Raw genomic sequence first — 19,193 nt, forward strand, 5'->3', positions numbered from 1 at the left:
CATGATACGTCTACCATCTGAAATATTTTTATTTCGGAGGGAAACAATATGTATAAGGAAGAAAGACTGCCTCAAAACGCAAAAGAAGGTATATTATTTTTATTGATTATTTCAATTATTTCAGTAAACACGATCGCCCCGATTATTATGGGATTGGAGCGCGGCTTTAGTAAAGAAAATTATTTAGAAACACTAAAGATTATTCCGTTTATGTGGATTATCGTTGTTTTGTTAGTTAGATTGGTTGCGGGACCGTTAGTGGGTAAAGTGATACCCAAATTTGTAGGACAAACAGATGGATTTAATGCTAGAGTTTTATTGAATACTTTATTGAACGTTGCGGTCTTATCTATTCTTCTAACCATTATAGGAACTTGGGTTGGTACGAAACAAATAAGCCTAGAACCTTTCCAGAACTTCTTTCATAGTTGGTTTAGAAATTTTGGTGTAGCATTTTGGATTGAGCTATTGATTGCTCAGCCAATAGCAAGATTTGCAATGAAAAAAATACACGCAAGACAGGCTAGCCAAGAGAGAGTGTAAATCCGTAACACGATACCAAAGTCATAATAAAAAACCGCATAACAACGTGGTTTTTCGTAAATCGGTAAAGTTACAAACCATGTAAAAAAAGCGCTGGTCCCAGGCTGGAACCAGCGCTTTTTCGCGTTTCGGATTACGAACTTTCGTCAGGCCAAGCAGGCTGGGGTGGCGACTTATTTCCTAAAATGACGCATTGCCGTCCGTTCGCCTCTATGCTTACTGGGCCGTTAAAATCAGTGGTCCGTCCGACGTAACTGCGATCGTATGCTCATATTGCGCCGACAACTTGCCGTCGGCCGTTCTCGCCGTCCACTGATCGTCGTCGATCGTGATACGGAACGTACCTTGGTTGATCATCGGTTCAATCGTAAACACCATGCCTTCCTTTAACCGAATGCCTTTGCCGGCTACGCCGATATGCTCGTAGCTTGGCTCCTCGTGCAGGCTCCGCCCGATCCCATGCGCCAGCAGATCGCGTACGACCGAAAAACCGTTTGATTCCGCATGCTGTTGAATCGCCGACGTTATGTCGCCGAGCCGGCCCCCCGGGAGTGCCCGGGCGATCCCCAGATCCAAGCATTCCTTTGTCACCTTCATTAATTTTTGCGCTTCCGGCCGGATATTGCCCACCGCATAGCACCAGCACGAATCGCCGAACCATCCGCCGTATTCCACGACGATGTCGAGCTTCAGCAAGTCGCCGTCCATAAGCGCCTGGTTTGAAGGAATGCCGTGGGCCACCACATCGTTGACCGAAATGCAGGTTTCGGCGGGGAAACCGTTGTACCCTTTCGTAAACTGCTTGCCGCCCAGCTTGGTGATGTGTCTGGCAACAAAGTCATTGATTTCCCGGGTGGTGATCCCAGGCTCGATCAGTTTGGCCACCTCGCGGTAGCAGTCCGCAACGATTTGGCTCGCCGGCTTCATCTCTTCGATTTCCCTAGGTGATTTTAAAATGATCATCTTTGTGTATTCGCTCCTTATCAATTCTATAATTTTAAAAACCGGGCGATATCCATGGCCTCCTCGTGCAGCTTTCCGCGGCGAAGCGAAAGCGAGGCGCAGCCGGCCAAGGCGGCCAGCAGCATTTCCGCGCGCTGTAGCCGATACGGCGGCTCCGCCGCGTTTCCGCCGGAAGCGGCAGTCCCGTCCGCCGCACGACCGGTTTCCAGCAGCGCGGCAAGCGGCGCGAGCACCTCCCGCCGAAAGGCGGCCGAGAGCGGGGCCGAGCGCGCTTCAGGCAGCGAGGCAAAGCCCTCACCGGCCAGCTTATGCAGCAGGTACAGGGCGTGGTCCTCCGCCCAAAGCTGCAGCAGCCGAATGCCGGCGGCGGCGACGGGGCCAAGCTCTGCGGCAGCGGCCGGTTCGCGGCTTCCGCTTTGGGAATCCGCGGCAGCCGAGTTCCCGGTGTCCGCCGCAGCAGCCAAGCCGAAATGCCCGCCCGCTGGCGCCTCCCCCGAAGCCGAAGCGCGCGGGGCCTCCAGCCATCCCCCGGCCCGCTCCAACGCGTCCCATAGCAGATCGTGGAGCAAATTGCCCTTATTACTGTAATAATGGTATACCGTGCCATAGCCGAGTCCCGCTTGCACGGCCACATCGCGGATTTCCAGTAAAGGCCCTTTATTCAAAAACACATCGGCAGCGGCTTTCCGGATTTGCGTCAGACGCCGCAACCGGATCTCTTCGTTTTGTTCCTTCGTGCGTGGAGACATCTCGTCCGTTCACCTCTTTTATTTTTGACCTACTCTTATGTCAATATAAAACATTGGCTTGCGAATAACAAGAGTCGGGCAAACAAAAGTCCCGGCAACACCTCATAAACGAATGAAGATCAGTTATATATCAGCTCAATTTTAATGGTGGATTGTACTGATATCATTTAGCTGGTCCCAGGTGAGCAGAAGTTATGCTATACTTGCGAGGTAAAAGGGGGTGCCTACTGATGGAGAATCTATTGGGATTGTCTGTGACTTCTTACACTCATGCAAAGCCAATTATTAGGAAAGCGTTACTTTGTATGGGGCGAAACAATTTTTAACGCTGAACAAGCTTTTTTAATATTTTTGGCTTTGCACCTTATTTTAAAGAATCAAAATAAGGGGCGAGCAAAATTGAAATATACGAATGCTACAAAAGTTTTACCTCAAAAACTAATTATGGAAATTCAAAAATATGTTCAAGGAGAGACTCTGTATATTCCTAAGCCAAAAACGGAATATATGGATTGGGGCAGTTTGAGTGGGGGGAGAAGGTTGCTTGAACAGCGAAATGCCGCAATCAGAATTGCTTTTCAAAATAGTAGTAGTATCGAGCAATTAGCTAAGGAGTTTTTCCTCTCTACCGAAACTATTAAGAAAATTGTTTATTCACATAAAAATACCTAGTTTGCAAAGTGGCGTGGTACTCTACCCGCATAAATGAATTTAATTTTGGCTTCATAACGTGGTGAGCTTAGGGCGTGATCGGATGATCGCTGTGAACGACCAATCCGTCACGTCTTTTTTATTTGGCAAAAGGTTTGATGTGTGTTTGCATTACCTCCCACATCCAGATTCCGAAATACGTTTTTGGCATTTCATTTTCTCTCTTGAACTTTTTACATACCGTTCTTGATCCCAAAATTCCGCTCACCCTCCCTCGATGATCCAACAGAACCATTCTATTTCAAAGGCTGTACTTCATTTTTTCATTATTGTTTTTATGTCAAAAATGATTCTAACTCGTTGTTTTCATTTATAAAGCTAATTTTAATCTTTAAAATATGAATATAAACGACAGCAACAATTGAAATATGTATTGATTCATTGTCTTTAAAACAAGAAAGCGGGGAAACGATTACTATGGGGGAGCAAAAAAGTAGGAGTAGACATCTGATTGATCCAGAAATTATCAGTGCAGTTGATTTAATACCAACAACCGATCTTACCGAATCTACACTAATGGAAGCACGTAAAAATCAATCTCAAATGATGCAACAAATAGATGTAACGCAGATGTTCCCTATTACATTAGAAAAAAAGATTGTGCCAAGTTATTTTAGTGGTCCAGATATTCAAATAGAAATCATTAAGCCCAAACAATCAAAGCATCATAAGATGCCTCTATATTATTCGATACACGGAGGCGGGATGGTCTTAGGAAGTCCAGTCGTGGATCGCCCTGCTAATGCATCTCTTGCTTCACAACATGGTTTTTGTTGTGTATCTGTGTACTATCGCCTAGCACCAGAGCATGTACAGCCAAGTCAGTTACAGGATTGTTATTCGGGCCTAAAATGGTGTATTGAACATGCGGAAGAGTTAGGGATAGATACTCAGAAAGTTGCCGTAGGGGGCAGCAGCGCTGGCGGCGGATTGGCGGCTGGCCTAGCCTTGTACATTCTTGATCAGAAGAAATTCGAAATCCATCATCTAAGATTAATGAGGCCAATGCTAGATGATCGCACAAGCACCGCACCAGAGCATCCATACGCAGGAGAGTTTATTTGGACAAAACAAAGCAACTATTTTGGCTGGAAATCTGTATTGGGGGATGAACCGGGTCAGGAGGAGGTAAGTGAGTATTATGTGCCGGCCCGTGCTAAGTCATTGGCCGGGTTACCACCGACTTATATAAATATAGGTACCCTTGATTTATTCATTGATGAAGCCTTAGTTTTTGCAAAACAACTGGCCTTTGATGGTGTCTTAGTGGAATTACATGTCTATCCCGGGTACCATCATATGTCTCCCGCGTTTCCGGATGCACATTTTTCAAAAGAAGGGGCTAGAACAAGTGAATACGCCTTACTGAAAGCTCTGGAGATATTTGATATATAATCTAATGAGTATAATGTTAAACTCTAATAAGGTACGATTGCAGTAAATAAAGCACTGATGGAGAATATCCATCAGTGCTTTTTCATACCTACAACTACGGAAGTGGTGATGTCCCATGACAACGAGCAGCAAACCGAATAGACTAGCCAAGGAAAAATCACCTTATTTGCTACAGCATGCTCACAATCCAGTAAATTGGTTCCCTTGGTCAGATGAGGCTTTTGAAATTGCTAAGCGTAATAACAAGCCTATTTTCCTATCTGTCGGCTATTTCACTTGCCATTGGTGTCACGTTTTCTTAAGCCTCAAAAAAAAACCCTTACTGAGTAAGGATTTAGTTAAATTGAATAGATATATTCAGATTGTACGTACCTTTATCATATATATACTCTATTCTGGAGATAATCATTTTTGCAATCATATTCTTATCATGTCCAGTTGCAGATTCAGAAGACCAAATGTCTTTAAATGACTTTATTAATTTCATCCGTTCTTTATTCTTTTCTCTGCTGTCGTAGTTTATCTCATAACGATGGACCGCTAATTCGGATTCGAGAGCAGATATTTCTTGTTGCCGTTTAACTTTACGCTCCTCATACTCTTCTCGTGTATATTCCTCCATTTCATACATTTCCTTTATCTTAGACAGCGCTCTGTTGAGCTTGGTTAACTGAGTTTCTTTTTCACGAATGATCCGCTCTAATTTTTCGATTACATCAGTGTTGATGTAATTATCACTATCAATAATTCTCTGTTCGTAATCGGCTATCCCCCGATCTATAAAGTCAGTAAGGATATTAACCTTTACGCCACTGTTGCTACAATAGTTGCCAAAGTGGTCGTATTTATTACAGGCCTTAATTGAGTTAGTGCTATAACCATCAGAGCGAACATTATAACGCATCATTTTCTTGCATTTCCCACAAAACACTAGGCCAGACAGGGCATATGTTCCTGCCTTTGCGCGATTCGGTACAATTTGACCTTTCTCTAACATTGCTAATAATTTCATGTGTTCTTCCTCAGTTTTTACAGCGGCATGACAGTTTTCTACAATGACCCATTCTTCTCGTGGATTGATAACCAGTGGCTGAGCTTTCTTTTTTTTGTGACCGGATCCTTTTGTTTTGTTCGAAATTATTTTCCCTGTATCGTATTTGAGTGCCATAATCCATTTTTAGGTCCGGGACCGGGAATGCTACGTCTATTAAAATCCCAGCCAATTGATTCTAAGCTTTCACCTCCAAAAATCCTGGATTTCATTTCTTGGTAGACAACATTTTTTTCGGGAACGACCTCGATCCCTTTTATTGCTGCTACATAAACATAAGGAAAAGGAGCCGGTCCATTTGTCCATTTGCCAAGCCTTGCTCCAATTTTCTTTCCGCGTTGCAAATTTTTCGTAGTTGTCTTATATTCCTGACGAGCAAGTAGTCCTCTTACATCCACAAGCAAATCGTCCGTATCATCAACGAGGTTATATATTTTTTCGGGTGTGACTATGTACGTCTCACTATCACGGAAGATACGTTTTATCTTTCCTTGATCCTCAAGTTCCCCTCTGCCAAGACGCTGATAATCAACTACAAGAACAGCATCATAAATACCTTCCTCAACGTCAGACAGCAAACTTTTAAATCTAGGTCTATACTCTATTGTTTCAGAACTCGCTATTTCAACGTATTCAACATACTTTCATCCATGCTTCACACATATCTCTCTCAAGATGAAGCGGTGCTTTTCAAGATCTGTATCTTCTTCTCCACGGCTTTTTCGAAGATAAAGAGCGACATATTTTATTATGTATGAAGTATTATCCATAACAAGACACCTTTCCAAATGTAATGACACAAATATACAACGATTAGAAAAATAATCAATAATTTTTTGTTAATTATTCGAAATAACTATAAATCATTAGGTTTTATATAGTGTATTCTTATAATATGGAAAACAAAGAGAGAGCAGCACCCGACACGACAATATACCTGTTTGACGGTGGTAGGCGTAAGACCTACAGAGAGCCGCAAGGGTAGGACAAGCGGGCATGGTGCTCTTTCTTGGGGCAATGCATAAGGCAGAAGGGAGCCGAAAGGCGCTAAGCGTGCAGTACATCCCTTGACCACATAAACAATACTCCACTCTTGTTATTTGCGTCTGCCAAGCGCATTCCTCATGCATGGTGATCCTAGCCGCTAAAGAATGGATCAGGAGCGCAGGCCGGACGCGTAAGCAAGTACCGGATTCCAACAAAGCTTATATCATGATGTGGTGGCGGAAGAGAGACGCGGATAATCCCATTACGCAGTCAAAGGGAGTAAATAGCAAAGGCTGTATGCAAGGGTGAAAGTCCCTTGTCCACATCTATTATCATAACCGCAATGGGGTATATCCACGAAGGTTCGATTCCTTCTCGCGAAAAAGAATGGGTGGGTGTATCGGTGGTTCGAATCCGCCAGCAGTTTCATGCAGAATGCGAGGTGCGCTGCGGGGGTCAGTTCCCCACAGTCCTGGTTCAAATCCGGGCTTCTGCTAACATGGAATAAAAACCCATTTTTTGTTGAATAATTACAATAAAATACTTATAATGTAAATGTTCATAGATACCTGTAAAAACTTTATCAATCTTGAACACTCTAATAGTTTCTATACATATTGTTTGATTGATAAAGTATACAGGATAAAAAATCAAAGAAAGTGGGCTTATGAGTATGAAGAACATTAAAAAGGCTTCTGTAGTATCTGTTTTGTCTCTAGCTCTTGCAATTCCGTTATCTGCTTCTGCAGCAGCTACGGATGTTGCACCAGCTACAACTGACTCAACAGCAGTTTCCCAATCTGCAAACACATCGACCGATGTGAATACACCAAAAGCGGGAGATCATGTTATTACTCCTTATGCCACTAAATCGGTGGTTGATAGAACTCTCCGCAACACAGAACTTACAGAAAATTTCGATATACCGGCAGGTTATGGCTATGTTAAAGTATGGATACGTAATGACGGTAAGCAGCCAATTAAATTTTCGGTGAACAGAGGCTCAGAAACAGGTACACAAATGTTGTCTGGAACTGTAGAACCTGGTCGCACTTACAGTGAAATTAGTTCAAGCGCTTGGCCTGGTGCTAATAAGTATTATGTATCTCTTTCCTCGGGTAAAGCATACATGGAGGGCGAGCTTTCAGTTCGTATAGGCACTTCACGAGGAGAACTGTAATAATCACATTATAGTTATTTAAATGCAGTGAGGAGGTCGGCTATCGTGCCGACCTTTTTAGTTTCTTCAATATCACTATTATGCACGGTTAGCTCAGTGGTAGAGCGCAGGCGGGCCCGAGTAAAACAGACCTAAAGTCGTGGGTTCAATTCCCACACCGTGCACCTAAATAAATGGATGAATGAGAGTGGCGTATATGCGCTGCTCTTTTTGTTTTCACAATAAGAGAAAAGGAAGTGTTTTGTAATGAGTACAGAAGCAAGCGCAGTACGTAATGGCGGATACGGATATCTTGGTTCGGATAATATCTTTAAGGTGGTAAATACCGAGGCTGAGGCTCTTAAATATAGCCCCACTGGTAAAGTGGTAAGCTTTGCTGGTCCACACGCATATGGTAACCCTGTTTGTGCCTACGGGTACAGGTGAATACGACCAGTTGGCTATCAAGCTGCATGCGGATGGTAGCCTGACTGAGAGCGAGGGTTTTACGATTCCTGCTCACATGGCAAAGGTAGTCAAAGAGCTGCAATAGTGTTTATCCCCGGATCAGCTCCGGGGAATTTACAGTGCCTAAAGGTAAATGTGCGGTTCGAGTCCGCAGGGCGCTATTTGGAATCCATCATTTCAAAAGATGGCCCCAGTTTGTTCGTGAATGTAGGGACATTTTGCAGAACATAGTTCGCCGCAGAAGCGATGAAAGCAAGGGCGATAGCGGCTATGATCGCAGTTTTCACATTGTTCTCAATCCATTGCAACAAAATACATACCTCCTTTCGAACTAATACTTTCGGCGCATAAAAAGGAATATCCTTCCTGTATGTCGAATTGTTGTGTCGAAGGAGGTGTTCTGGTGGATTTCAATACCCTTATAGATGATGCTCTTACTGCAGCTTCTACTCATATTAACCGAGAACCACGGAATAAGTTGGCTCAACTGAATAGAGCTAAGAACTTGACAACAACTCATGCAATAACCGAGTCGTTCAGTATTCTAACGGAAGAAACAAAGAATGAACTACTTATGCTGCTTGATAATCTGGCGCACACTAATCTAGGTTTTCTACAAATAAAGGCAGTCAAGTCAAAGCTTCAGTCTTTCATAGTAGGAGAATATCAGAATCATAAAGAGCATCTTGTTAAAATGCGTATATATCGCGATGAATATAATTTTAATGATTTTATACAGAAAGAATTAAATGATGTACTTTCAGCGATTGAAATTAAAATTTGTATTATTAATCAAGCTGCTAAAAACAGAATGTACAAAGCTATTTGGGAAGTTTCGAGGATTGTTGTTACTGCTGTTATCGGCGGTATCATGGGGGCATATATAAAGAGTTGGATAGCACCATAATATTATATTTCGCTTCTCCCGATATATGAAAAGAGGAGGTGAAAAAACTCATGGATGAGTATTTAAAAATGAGTCGTGAGCAACTAGAAATCGCTGAAAAGGAATTAACGGCAGTGGAAAAAGAAAACTCTAGGCTCTATATGGAGTTTCTTATATTACTAAGACAATATAAAGCTAACGAGGAATCCTATTCGGAGAAGGATTTTTCTTTTTTCATTGATAACATTACGAAATCACTAGAGACAATGAAGATTACAAACAAGGATTTACGAGAACAGATCGAATTTGTTAGGCAGACAAAAGGTTAAAGATAAGCACCCTAACTGGTGCTTTTTTTATTTACTGAAAGGGTGAAGGCCAATGTTCATGTGGCAGACAAAAGCCTACCAAGAATGGTTTGAGTGCGATCCTAGTAAATCCATTAAAAGGCGACCCTCAAAGTCGCCCTTTAATTATGTTCTTAATGTCGATAATATTTCTTGAATAATCATCACACACATATTAGCACTGATAGTGTTGTTCTATTTTTATAGACAACAGCTAATAAAATTAGAGCCAAGAGTAGTGAAATTCCACATTCCCTGAATAAGAAAAACCGATTCGAAGTTAATTTCACCACGTTCCCTTTTGACTTTCTCTAGATGTTCTTCACACTCGGTCAGGAAAGTGGAATTAGTCAAACTATTATAAAAATCTTTATTCGTATAACTTGAGGAATAATTTACTTCTATAATTGAAAGCCTTATTAAATTATCGACCGATGCGCAATATCTATTTACATTTTCAAAAGTTAAGTCTGGAAACGGAAAAACATTTCTAAACCATATACCATGGCCAGTGCCTTCTAAGGGTTTCATAGCTACGTTGGCAACCCCCACAGTACCTTTACTCCAATAAACTAAAGAGGATAGAACTTTTGCATCAAAGGGAGTAAGTTGCTTGATGATTTCAACAAAAGAAGGATGAACGTTGTATTGTTGCTTCGCATCCATAGATATTTAAAGGTGCTTCAATTCTATCTGTTGAAGGGATGTGATTATGTTTTTCAACTATTTCATTTTTAAGCGCCTCAATTTTTGCTTCCAACTTAATTCTGGCTTTTAGAAAAGGATAGAAAATAACGTAAAATGTATTCCCAAAACCTTCACCTAATTCAGAAGTGGGCTTGTCTAATAAATTTTTTTAGACTCTTCAGGAATGGTGTCAAGTACAGCGGTTGTAAGCTCAAGATATTCTTTTTCCATAACATAGACCTCCAATTTTTCAATAAGAATATTTTACCAGATTGAGTGGTCGAATAATAGAAGTAGTTAAGATATTAGAATTACAAAGAGAACGGTACTCCTTGCAAGCCGAGTGCACGACTCAATCCTAAGATAATTAAGCGGTGAATGTTTATACGCCATATACATTCATAATGAATATTTGTGGTGGACAATCATACCCCTCTAGTGGTGGACAATTACCCCCCTAAGAAAGAAAAAAGAAATAAAAGAATAGTAATATATATAATATATAGCTCATTTAGAGTTACTAGATCATACATCGTTCTATGCATTATGCATAAAAGGACGGTGTATTTGTTGTTCATACATAAACAAAGAGAAAGGGTGAATGGGAAAATGATTTGTCAGGAGAAAGATGCAGAGTTGATATTATGCCAAAGCGGATATTAAGACCATGCAACCACCCAGGATGTAATCAACTTGTTGAGAAAGGATATTGTGACAAGCATCGTAAACAGAGAGATCAGCGCAGAGGTTCAGCCACTCAACGTGGATATGATCATAACTGGAGACAAGCCCGATTAATCTTTCTCCAAAGAAACCCACTCTGCATTCGCTGATACGAGAAAGGAAGGTTAACCCCTGTAACTGTGGTCGATCATATTACACCGCATAAGGGTGATCCTGAGCTGTTCTGGGATAAGAAGAACTGGCAACCTCTATGCGAGACTTGTCACAATATCAAGACTGTTACGGAGGATGGAGGCTCCACTCCCGAAATAAGTTATAATAAAGAAGGACAAAAGGTTGTGAAGTACCGGAGTCAAGGGTATAACATAACAGCCACTGTGCTGAACAAACCCTCAGAAGAAGCGATTAAAGCAGCCAACAAGGTGTACAATGAGTTATTCTATAAATTCAATCCAAAAGACCTCGTTTGAGGTCTTTTAGTTTTCTTATGAAATGGTTATATTGAAAGTGTAAGAAAGAATATAAGTCTTTGGGAGGTTTAACGATGAGAGAGTTTATTGAAGGCAAGGAACGGAAGGCTAACCGCTTAATAAATGAAAAGTCTCCCTATCTACTGCAGCATGCGTATAACCCAGTGGATTGGATGGCTTGGGGCCCCGAAGCCTTTCAAAAAGCCTCTCGGGAGGGTAAACCTGTATTTTTGTCAGTAGGCTATTCCTAGTGGGGCTTAACTCAACTTGCCATTGGTGTCATGTAATGGGGAGAGAATCTTTCGAGGATGAAGAAGTAGCTGAGGTATTAAACAGGGATTACGTATCCATTAAGGTGGATCGTGAAGAACGTCCGGATGTGGATCATATCTATATGTCCATCTGCCAGACGATGACGGGGCATGGAGGCTGGCCACTGACGATATTGATGACGCCGGATCAGAAGCCTTTTTTTGCGGGGACGTATTTGCCCAAGGAGCAGAAATTTGGCCGTGTCGGACTCTTGGAGCTGCTGGACAAGGTGGGTACCCGGTGGAAAGAACAGCCCGAAGAGCTGGTGGAGCTGAGTGAGCAGGTGCTTACCGAGCATGAGCGGCAGGACTTGCTTGCAGGTTATCGTGGTGAACTGGATGAACAGAGTTTGAATAAAGCTTTCCATGAGTACAGCCACACATTCGATAAGGAATATGGCGGCTTCGGGGAAGCTCCTAAGTTTCCTTCTCCGCATAACCTGTCTTTTTTGCTGCGATATGCACAGCATACGGGGAATCAACAGGCACTGGAAATGGCAGAGAAGACGCTGGATGCGATGTCCCGGGGCGGAATCTATGACCATATAGGCATGGGCTTCTCACGATACTCCGTGGACGAGAAATGGTTGGTGCCGCATTTTGAAAAAATGCTGTATGACAATGCTCTGTTGGCCATCGCGTATACAGAGGCTTGGCAGTTGACAGGTAAGGAACTGTACCGACGGATTACAGAACAAATCTTTACATATATCGCAAGAGACATGACGGATGCAGGTGGTGCCTTTTATTCGGCGGAGGATGCGGATTCCGAAGGAGAAGAGGGGAGATTCTACGTCTGGGACGACTCTGAGGTAAGGGCTGTACTAGGCGAGAATGCCGCCTTTTTCAACGATTTGTATGGAATTACACCTTACGGAAATTTTGAAGGCCACAACATTCCAAACCTGATTGATATCAATCTGGAAGCCTATGGGATCAAGCGTGACTTGACTGAGCAGGAACTGGAGCAGCGGGTTAGTGAGCTACGCGCCAAGCTGTTTGCTGCCAGAGAGCAGCGGGTTCATCCTCACAAGGATGACAAGATTTTGACCTCGTGGAACGGGTTGATGATTGCTGCTCTGGCGAAGGCGGGACAAGCTTTTGGAGACACGAGATATACAGAGCAAGCTCGGAAGGCTGAGACGTTTTTGTGGAACCATTTGAGACAGGAGAACGGACGGCTGTTGGCACGTTATCGGGACTTAGAAGCAGCTTATCCCGGTTATGTAGATGATTATGCTTTTTATGTGTGGGGCTTGATCGAGTTATACCAGGCGACCTTCGATATAGAGTATCTGCAACGGGCGTTGACGCTCAATCAAAATATGATCGACTTGTTCTGGGATGAGGAACGGGACGGATTATTCTTTTATGGGTCAGATAGTGAGCAGCTAATTGCCAAGCCTAAAGAAATCTATGACGGTGCGATTCCGTCGGGAAATAGCATCGCGGCCTATAATTTTGTGAGGCTTGCGCGGCTAACGGGTGAATCTCGATTAGAGAACTATGCAGCCAAGCAGTTTAAGGCTTTTGGCGGTATGGTTGCTCATTACCCGTCAGGCCACTCCGCGTTGCTCAGCGCGTTGTTGTATTCGACGGGAACGACGAAGGAGATTGTGATTGTAGGTCATAGGGACGATCCGCAGACCGTACAGTTCATTCAGGCGGTTCGAGCTGGGTTCAGGCCGAATACGGTCGTTATTTTGAAGGATGAAGGACAGTCGGAGATTGCAGAGACGGTTTCTTATATCCGTGATTACGATCTTGTGGAAGGCAAACCAGCCGTATATGTGTGTGAGCATTTTACCTGTCAGGCACCTGTTACCAGGCTTGAAGATCTGAAGGTGTTGTTGGATTGAACTGAATAAAGCGATCGAATCTAATCCCCTTGGGGGCAGTAAGCATATGGTAATTTTCGAAAATGACCCTATGTTTGCTACCTTCAAGGGGATTATTTTCATGTTAAGAGGTAGGTACAGTGAAATGAAACTAATATTTTCTTAACATGTGCTACGCATTTTTTTTAATATTTTTTAGGTATATTATATCAAAGAACCGGTTCCGACCAGCCTTGCTGTTTTCGAAAATAAGTACATATACCTATTTAACTAGCGTGTTTATATCTTTTATGTCCAGGCGTTTTAGCAGCAGATGTGAAAAATGTGAAAGAGAGTCTGTCGGGTGATTGTCATCATCGGCAAGACGAAGAGGTTCACCAAAGGTTAGGAAATCTAGGTAATGAAATGGAGATGTTTATTAATGAAGAAGTTATCGGGAAAAAAGTGGCTAGTCGCAAGGATGCTCAGCAAAAATTTTAAAACGAAGCTAATGGTCGCCTTTATTGCATTTCTGATTTTACCGTCCATGATCGTGGGGGCTTTGTCGTTTGTGAGCGCCAGTCAGCAGATTCGAAACCAGATTGAAGAAAGTGCCGAGCAGGCTATCATCCGCACTAATTTTATTATTGAAAGTACTATTGAGCCCAAGGTACATGACGCAGAATATTTTGCAGAAAGTCTAAAAGGCAATCGGGTAGAGACGGAGGAACAAGCGGCCAAACTGGAAGAGTTTTTCAAGCAATATGCTGCACTTCATCCTGAAGCAGAATCCATCTCTTATGGTACGAAGGATGGTAAATTTATAACCTATCCACAGAAGCAATTACCAGACAATTATGATCCACGGGTCAGACCTTGGTACGATGAAGCGATAAAAGAGCAAGCAAAGACAGCGATTAGTTCTCCCTATCTTTCGGCAAGCTCGAAGCAAATGACGGTTACGGTGTCCAGGGCAACGTCAGATGGATCGGGTGTTATTGGTATTGACCTGAAAATAAGTGGTATTAAAGAGACGTTGAACAATATTAAAGTAGGTCATGAAGGTTATGCCATATTGCTGGACAGCAACCATACTTACATTGTTCATCCGACGAAGGAAGCAGGTACCAAAATTACAGATATTGAATCACGCATGTTTCAGAGCGATACTGGTGAATACGAGTATGAGTATGAAGGCCAGCCCAAATATATGAACTATGCGACTAACAAGCTGACTGGCTGGAAGATAGGCGGAACGCTGTATTTGTCTGAAGTCGATGAAGCAGCAGGACCGATTTTGATCAGCACTTTACTAACCATCGTCGGTTGTCTTGTGATTGGTATTATCATTGTTTATTTCCTGATTCGTTCCATCATCAAACCGATTTTAAAGTTAAAAGAACAAGCGGTAAATGTGAGCGCCGGAGATCTGACACAGGACATTCAAGTAAAGAGCGAGGACGAGATCGGAGAATTAGGAGTGGCTTTTCAAAATATGCAGAATAACTTGCGATCTGTCATTCAGAACGTAGGGAACAGTGCAGATCATGTCGCCCTTTCTTCCAATGAACTGACAATAAGCGCGGAACAAACCAGTGCTGCAAGTGAGCAGGTGTCCCAGGCTGTGCAAGAAATTGCCAGTGGTGCAGAGAAGCAGACTACAGGGCTGGAAAATAATTCGGTGGCCCTGGATGAAATTGCACAAGGGATCACCCAAATTGCTGAACGATCGATTTCGGTAGCTGATTTGGCCAAACGATCTGCCTTGCAAGCCGAGGAAGGACGAAAGTCTGTTGAGCAGACAGGCGAGCAAATGAATTCCATTCATCAATCAGTAGAGCGTTCCAACCAGATGATTCAAACCTTGCAAGCACGCTCTCATGAAATTGGTGAAATTACGAAGGTTATCGGCGATATCTCCAATCAGACAAACCTGCTGGCATTGAATGCAGCTATTGAGGCAGCCAGAGCGGGTGATCATGGAAAAGGCTTTGCCGTCGTTGCTGATGAGGTGCGTAAGCTGGCAGAGCAGTCTCAGACATCCGCCACACAGATTGCCACCTTGATTGCCGAAATTCAGCATGAAACCGAAACAACAGTGAAGACGATGGACAGGGTCACGACTGAGGTGCAGAATGGACTGCAGATTTCCAAAGCAACCATTGTCAAGCTGGGTCATGCGATGGAAGGCATTCGAGAGACAACACCTCAGGTAGAGGAGGTCGCTGCGATTGCAGAGCAAATATCAGCCAGTGTACAAGAGATTGCAGCGACAGCCAACGAGCTGGCGACGATTGCAACCGGTAATGCCTCCACATCTGAGGAAGTTGCTGCCTCCTCACAAGAGCAACTGGCTTCCATGGAGGAAATATCAGCTTCTGCACAGTTGCTTTCAACCATGGCTACTGATTTGAAGGTGATGATCAGCCGTTTCAAATATTAAAATGAACTTGAACCCTATGGAATGTATAGTAGAATGAATGCTCGGGACAGTTCTTTAAGCCTTATGGCATAAGGAATCTGTCCTGAGTTTTTTTATATTTTCGATATATCGTACAAAACATGGAAGATTATAAGGGGGCGAACACTTGGTTCGAGATTTAGTGCTATATGCTATCGTGATATTATTGTTAGTTTTGGTTTTTCAGCGTCAACTTGTTCGTCAGGCGATCACAGGTGTATTTTATGGAGGGGCGGGAATTCTGTTCTTATGTTTTGGCCTAAGCGATAAAACACCGTTGACCTGCGTGCTAGAGTTAGGGATGGGTCTAATGTTCATGACTCTGTTTGTGCACACTTTAACCACCGCTAAGTATACATATGGACAACGTTTGTTAAACAAAGACCGTGATCTGCTGAATTTACTTCGGGTTCAACCTGGCTTTACATTCAGGCTGGAGAAAAGTGGTGATGAATTTTATTATATGCTGCTTGAAGGTGAATTGCTGGAGCGCGTGGGTCTGAATATGCAAGTCAACTACAATAAAAGGGAGCATGTGAAGCGTCTTGGGGACATTTTGGAGCTCTCCTCTGAAACGATGGAGCAGCTTTGCCAATACTACAAACAGGCCTGGTTCGGTGATCGGACCGTATTTGAATTGGATTTTTGGGAATATTCGGCTCTCATTACCTTACATCCGGTTATGGAGGACGGGATTACTAGGTATGTTATCGGTCACGTATTGGACATTACGGAGTATAAAGCCTCAGAGCAGAAAAGAAAGGAGATGGACGAGGCTAACCGTGCGAAAAGCATTTTTTTGGCTCATATGAGTCACGAAATCCGCACCCCGCTGAATGGAATCATCGGTCTGTCAAAGTTGTTAAATAAGACTGAACTGACTGCCGTTCAAAGAGATTACCTCCACAAGCTTCTCACTTCCTCTCGTACCCTTTCATCCATGCTCAGTAACGTATTGGACTTTTCCAAAATGGAAGCCGGCAGTCTGGAACTGGAAAAGGTAGAATTCGAGCCGGAAAAAATGCTTCGGCATCTCGCAGATACCGTTGGAACTTTACTTGAAGATAAGGAAATAGAGGTCGTATTTATAACGGACCCAGCGTTACCGAAAAGCTTTAAGGGAGACCCGCTTCGAATGGAGCAGGTGCTTTCAAATCTTCTGACCAACGCCATCAAGTTTACGGATCAGGGACATGTATTGTTACAGGTAAAAATGCTAAGTCAGCAGGAAGGGCGAGTAGGCGTTTCTTTTATGGTAGAAGATACGGGCATAGGAATTTCCGAGGCGTGTATGGACAAGCTATTCGTCCCTTTTATCCAGGCGAGTACATCAACCAGCCGCAGATATGGGGGCTCTGGGCTGGGTTTGGCCATTAGCAAGCATTTGGCTGAAGCTATGGGCGGGAAAGTAGAGGTGAAAAGCCGATTAGGAGAGTACAGTCAATTTTACTTTAATGTCGAGCTGGAAACTGGGGAATTGAATGCAGGAAGCACACGAATAGAAAAACAAATCAAAGGCAAAGCCTTAATTGTTGCGCAGCATGAACTGGTGAGATACAGCTTGAACAAACTACTGCAAGATTTGGGGCTAAAAACATTCACTATTTCATCCTTCCAAGAAAGTGTGGACGCTTTTCAAAAGGGTGAGCATTTTGATTACGTTATCATTGATATGGGGATGGAAGGTTTGAGAGAACTGGACTCCCGGAGGCAGTGGCTTCAAATGCTGGATAGGCAGATAGCTCAGATCATTGGACTTACAACCGTGTTTCAGATGGAAACAATAGCTGCAGGGGACATGGATCATAGTGTGGATGCCTTTTTGTCTAAGCCCGTTACCCGGAACGCTCTGCTGGAGGTTCTCTGCTGGAAGAAGGAACAGTCAGTGCCTGCAGATAGTAATACTCTGGAGACTCATGCGACGATGAGTTCCTGCAAAGAGATAGGGGATACAACACAAAAGTATCAAATTCTCATAGCAGAGGATAACGAAATTAACCAGGTGGTGATTACCGAGTTTTTAGCAGAGCGTAACTTTGAGGTAACGATGGTCACGAACGGAAGAGAACTAATAGCGTTACTGGAACTACGTTACTGGGATATGGTGCTGCTTGATTTGCATATGCCAGAGATGGATGGTTTTGAGACGGCGAGACATATTCGGAGAAACAAAGCTTTTAACAGGCTTCCCATTATCGCTTTTACCGCTGATGCTGTGCAGCATGAACAGGAAGTTTGTCTTCGTGCCGGTATTAATGCCGTGTTGCTCAAGCCTGTCCATGAACTGACCGCTGCTAAAGTGTTAACTAGCTGGATTAATTTAGCGTGGCTGCAAGATTTACATGGTATTCACGCTGAGCAGTCGATAGCAGGTATGGATGGCAAGGTGTATATTTTTCAATTTGCCCTTTACAAATGGATACAGGAATACCAGTATCTCGATAAAAGAGTTGTGAGAAAAATGGACAATGGGCAGTTATCTTCTGCTCTTCGATTAATCCACTCGCTTAAGGGAGGAACGGGGAACCTGTGCGCGCCTGAGTTGCTGGCAAAGGTAATAGAGCTGGAAAAGGCATTGAAGCGCAGCAATGAAACCTCAACAGGAGAACTGTATCCAGACTGGAAAGAGCATCTGAGCACGGTTCAGAAAGATATTAACCAAATCAAGTCATCACTTCCCTGGAGCTGACCGTGTTATTGCATAAATTTGTAGCCGATTCCCCAGATGGTCTTAATCAATTGCGGTTTCTTAGGGTCTTTTTCGATTTTTCTGCGTAAATGATTAATATGTACGTCCACGGCCCTCTCGTTAATAAAGGAGTCTGTGCCACGGAGAGCCTGAATCAAAGCATACCTGCTGAATACAATTCCCCGGTTCAAATAAAAAAGCTTCATGAGCTCAAATTCTGAATATGTTGTCTCCACATTCTGTCCGTTAACGGTAATCATTCTTCTCGCTAAATCCAAAGTAATGCCCGTTTCAGGTTCAGGTGCTCTGCCTCTTCCTTGCAAGCGCGTGATTTCAATACGACGGAAAAGAGCCTCCATCCGTGCTTTTAGCTCTTGCATACTAAAAGGTTTGCAAATATAATCATCTGCTCCCAACGTAAGTGTACGAATGCGCTCTGATATGTTGTTTTCTGTAGAAATCACGATGATGGGGACGTCCGTATGCTTGCGTATCAGTGGGCAGGGATTCACGCCATCCAAATCTGGAAGCAGCAGATCCAGCAAAATAATATCGGGCTGTACGATCTTAAGCCTGGCAATACCCTCAGACGCTTGTTCCACTCGAGTAACGTTGTAGTCTTCTCCTGTTAAATACAAGGAAAGGGTATCTCCCAGCATATTGTCGTCTTCAATAATCAAAACATTAGACATGATCATATTTCCTTATCTTTCTATCAAATTCGAGCCAAATAGTTAGGATAACTGCAATGTTTACAACAAGTTTTTGGCAGGTCCTGTTGATAGAGTAAACTCCTTTGGACAGTCTGTCAAAAG

General features: G+C 43.2%; 18 protein-coding genes, 1 tRNA gene and 2 pseudogenes. 14 read left to right on the top strand and 7 right to left on the bottom strand.

Annotation, left to right across the window (positions count from 1 at the left end; translation table 11 throughout):
- Positions 1–48: 48 nt before the first annotated feature.
- Positions 49–543: a DUF2798 domain-containing protein gene (locus KAI36_RS12020; protein WP_025718943.1), complete on the top strand. Its 495-nt coding sequence runs from the start codon at positions 49–51 to the stop codon at positions 541–543.
- Between the two features lie 216 nt (positions 544–759).
- Here KAI36_RS12020 and map read toward each other — a convergent pair whose 3' ends face one another.
- Both map and KAI36_RS12030 read right to left on the bottom strand, forming a co-directional pair.
- The gene (map, locus tag KAI36_RS12025) at positions 760–1,506 is read right to left on the bottom strand and encodes a type I methionyl aminopeptidase (protein ID WP_023988527.1); all 747 of its coding nucleotides are present in this window, start codon (positions 1,504–1,506) and stop codon (positions 760–762) included.
- A 26-nt stretch (positions 1,507–1,532) separates the two neighbouring features.
- Positions 1,533–2,255 carry a TetR family transcriptional regulator gene (locus KAI36_RS12030; protein ID WP_220027849.1) on the bottom strand — a complete coding sequence of 241 codons (723 nt, stop codon included), beginning with the start codon at positions 2,253–2,255 and terminating at the stop codon, positions 1,533–1,535.
- A gap of 399 nt (positions 2,256–2,654) precedes the next feature.
- Here KAI36_RS12030 and KAI36_RS12035 point away from each other — a divergent pair, with 399 nt between their 5' ends.
- The 3 genes and pseudogenes from KAI36_RS12035 to KAI36_RS27225 form a co-directional block, all read left to right on the top strand.
- Positions 2,655–2,927, top strand: coding sequence for a CD3324 family protein (locus KAI36_RS12035; protein ID WP_220028103.1), 273 nt, complete (start codon positions 2,655–2,657; stop codon positions 2,925–2,927).
- Positions 2,928–3,383: 456 nt separating this feature from the next.
- Positions 3,384–4,361 (top strand): alpha/beta hydrolase fold domain-containing protein, encoded by a 978-nt coding sequence (locus tag KAI36_RS12040; RefSeq protein ID WP_220028104.1) that lies wholly within the window; start codon positions 3,384–3,386, stop codon positions 4,359–4,361.
- Positions 4,362–4,476: 115 nt separating this feature from the next.
- Positions 4,477–4,656, top strand: a pseudogene (locus KAI36_RS27225) (DUF255 domain-containing protein); the annotation flags it as partial.
- A 39-nt stretch (positions 4,657–4,695) separates the two neighbouring features.
- Here KAI36_RS27225 and KAI36_RS27230 read toward each other — a convergent pair.
- Together KAI36_RS27230 and KAI36_RS12050 are read right to left on the bottom strand one after the other, a co-directional pair.
- On the bottom strand, positions 4,696–5,529 hold the full coding sequence (locus KAI36_RS27230; protein WP_258382338.1) for a recombinase zinc ribbon domain-containing protein: 834 nt from the start codon (positions 5,527–5,529) through the stop codon (positions 4,696–4,698).
- Positions 5,499–6,035 (bottom strand): recombinase family protein, encoded by a 537-nt coding sequence (locus KAI36_RS12050; RefSeq protein ID WP_220028105.1) that lies wholly within the window; start codon positions 6,033–6,035, stop codon positions 5,499–5,501. Before KAI36_RS12050 ends, KAI36_RS27230 begins: the two co-directional genes overlap by 31 nt.
- A gap of 680 nt (positions 6,036–6,715) precedes the next feature.
- On the opposite strand from KAI36_RS12050, the gene KAI36_RS12055 reads away from it, so the two are divergent.
- The 4 genes from KAI36_RS12055 (at position 6,716) to KAI36_RS27235 (ending at position 8,111) form a co-directional block, all read left to right on the top strand.
- On the top strand, positions 6,716–6,907 hold the full coding sequence (locus KAI36_RS12055) for a hypothetical protein (RefSeq protein ID WP_220027851.1): 192 nt from the start codon (positions 6,716–6,718) through the stop codon (positions 6,905–6,907).
- A gap of 159 nt (positions 6,908–7,066) precedes the next feature.
- Positions 7,067–7,579, top strand: a complete 513-nt coding sequence (locus KAI36_RS12060) for a hypothetical protein (protein ID WP_069081088.1) — start codon at positions 7,067–7,069, stop codon at positions 7,577–7,579.
- An 82-nt stretch (positions 7,580–7,661) separates the two neighbouring features.
- Positions 7,662–7,743: transfer RNA gene (locus tag KAI36_RS12065), tRNA-OTHER, on the top strand.
- A 227-nt stretch (positions 7,744–7,970) separates the two neighbouring features.
- Positions 7,971–8,111: a hypothetical protein gene (locus tag KAI36_RS27235; protein ID WP_258382288.1), complete on the top strand. Its 141-nt coding sequence runs from the start codon at positions 7,971–7,973 to the stop codon at positions 8,109–8,111.
- A 73-nt stretch (positions 8,112–8,184) separates the two neighbouring features.
- Here KAI36_RS27235 and KAI36_RS12075 read toward each other — a convergent pair whose 3' ends face one another.
- Entirely contained in the window at positions 8,185–8,337 is a 153-nt protein-coding gene (locus KAI36_RS12075; RefSeq protein WP_155766938.1) for a hypothetical protein, read from the bottom strand.
- A 92-nt stretch (positions 8,338–8,429) separates the two neighbouring features.
- Here KAI36_RS12075 and KAI36_RS12080 point away from each other — a divergent pair, with 92 nt between their 5' ends.
- The gene (locus KAI36_RS12080) at positions 8,430–8,933 is read left to right on the top strand and encodes a hypothetical protein (protein ID WP_220027852.1); all 504 of its coding nucleotides are present in this window, start codon (positions 8,430–8,432) and stop codon (positions 8,931–8,933) included.
- 50 nt (positions 8,934–8,983) lie between these two features.
- Complete coding sequence (locus tag KAI36_RS12085) at positions 8,984–9,241, top strand: hypothetical protein (RefSeq protein ID WP_069081090.1); 258 nt, start codon at positions 8,984–8,986, stop codon at positions 9,239–9,241.
- A 219-nt stretch (positions 9,242–9,460) separates the two neighbouring features.
- On the opposite strand, the gene KAI36_RS12090 is transcribed toward KAI36_RS12085, so the two are convergent.
- A complete protein-coding gene (locus tag KAI36_RS12090) occupies positions 9,461–9,925 on the bottom strand; it encodes an Abi-alpha family protein (RefSeq protein ID WP_220027853.1) in 465 nt (154 codons plus the stop codon).
- Positions 9,926–10,809: 884 nt separating this feature from the next.
- Here KAI36_RS12090 and KAI36_RS27570 point away from each other — a divergent pair.
- From KAI36_RS27570 to KAI36_RS12115, 4 genes and pseudogenes are all read left to right on the top strand, one after another.
- Positions 10,810–11,100, top strand: a complete 291-nt coding sequence (locus KAI36_RS27570; RefSeq protein WP_346730200.1) for an HNH endonuclease signature motif containing protein — start codon at positions 10,810–10,812, stop codon at positions 11,098–11,100.
- A gap of 74 nt (positions 11,101–11,174) precedes the next feature.
- Positions 11,175–13,270 (top strand): annotated as a pseudogene (locus KAI36_RS12105) (thioredoxin domain-containing protein).
- A 400-nt stretch (positions 13,271–13,670) separates the two neighbouring features.
- Entirely contained in the window at positions 13,671–15,671 is a 2,001-nt protein-coding gene (locus tag KAI36_RS12110; protein WP_220027855.1) for a methyl-accepting chemotaxis protein, read from the top strand.
- Between the two features lie 145 nt (positions 15,672–15,816).
- A complete protein-coding gene (locus KAI36_RS12115; RefSeq protein ID WP_220027856.1) occupies positions 15,817–18,378 on the top strand; it encodes a response regulator in 2,562 nt (853 codons plus the stop codon).
- Between the two features lie 5 nt (positions 18,379–18,383).
- Here KAI36_RS12115 and KAI36_RS12120 read toward each other — a convergent pair whose 3' ends face one another.
- Entirely contained in the window at positions 18,384–19,070 is a 687-nt protein-coding gene (locus KAI36_RS12120) for a response regulator transcription factor (protein ID WP_103744913.1), read from the bottom strand.
- Positions 19,071–19,193 lie beyond the last annotated feature (123 nt).

It is taken from the genome of Paenibacillus sp. S02 (assembly GCF_019454065.1).
Taxonomy (GTDB): Bacteria; Bacillota; Bacilli; order Paenibacillales; family Paenibacillaceae; genus Paenibacillus; species Paenibacillus polymyxa_B.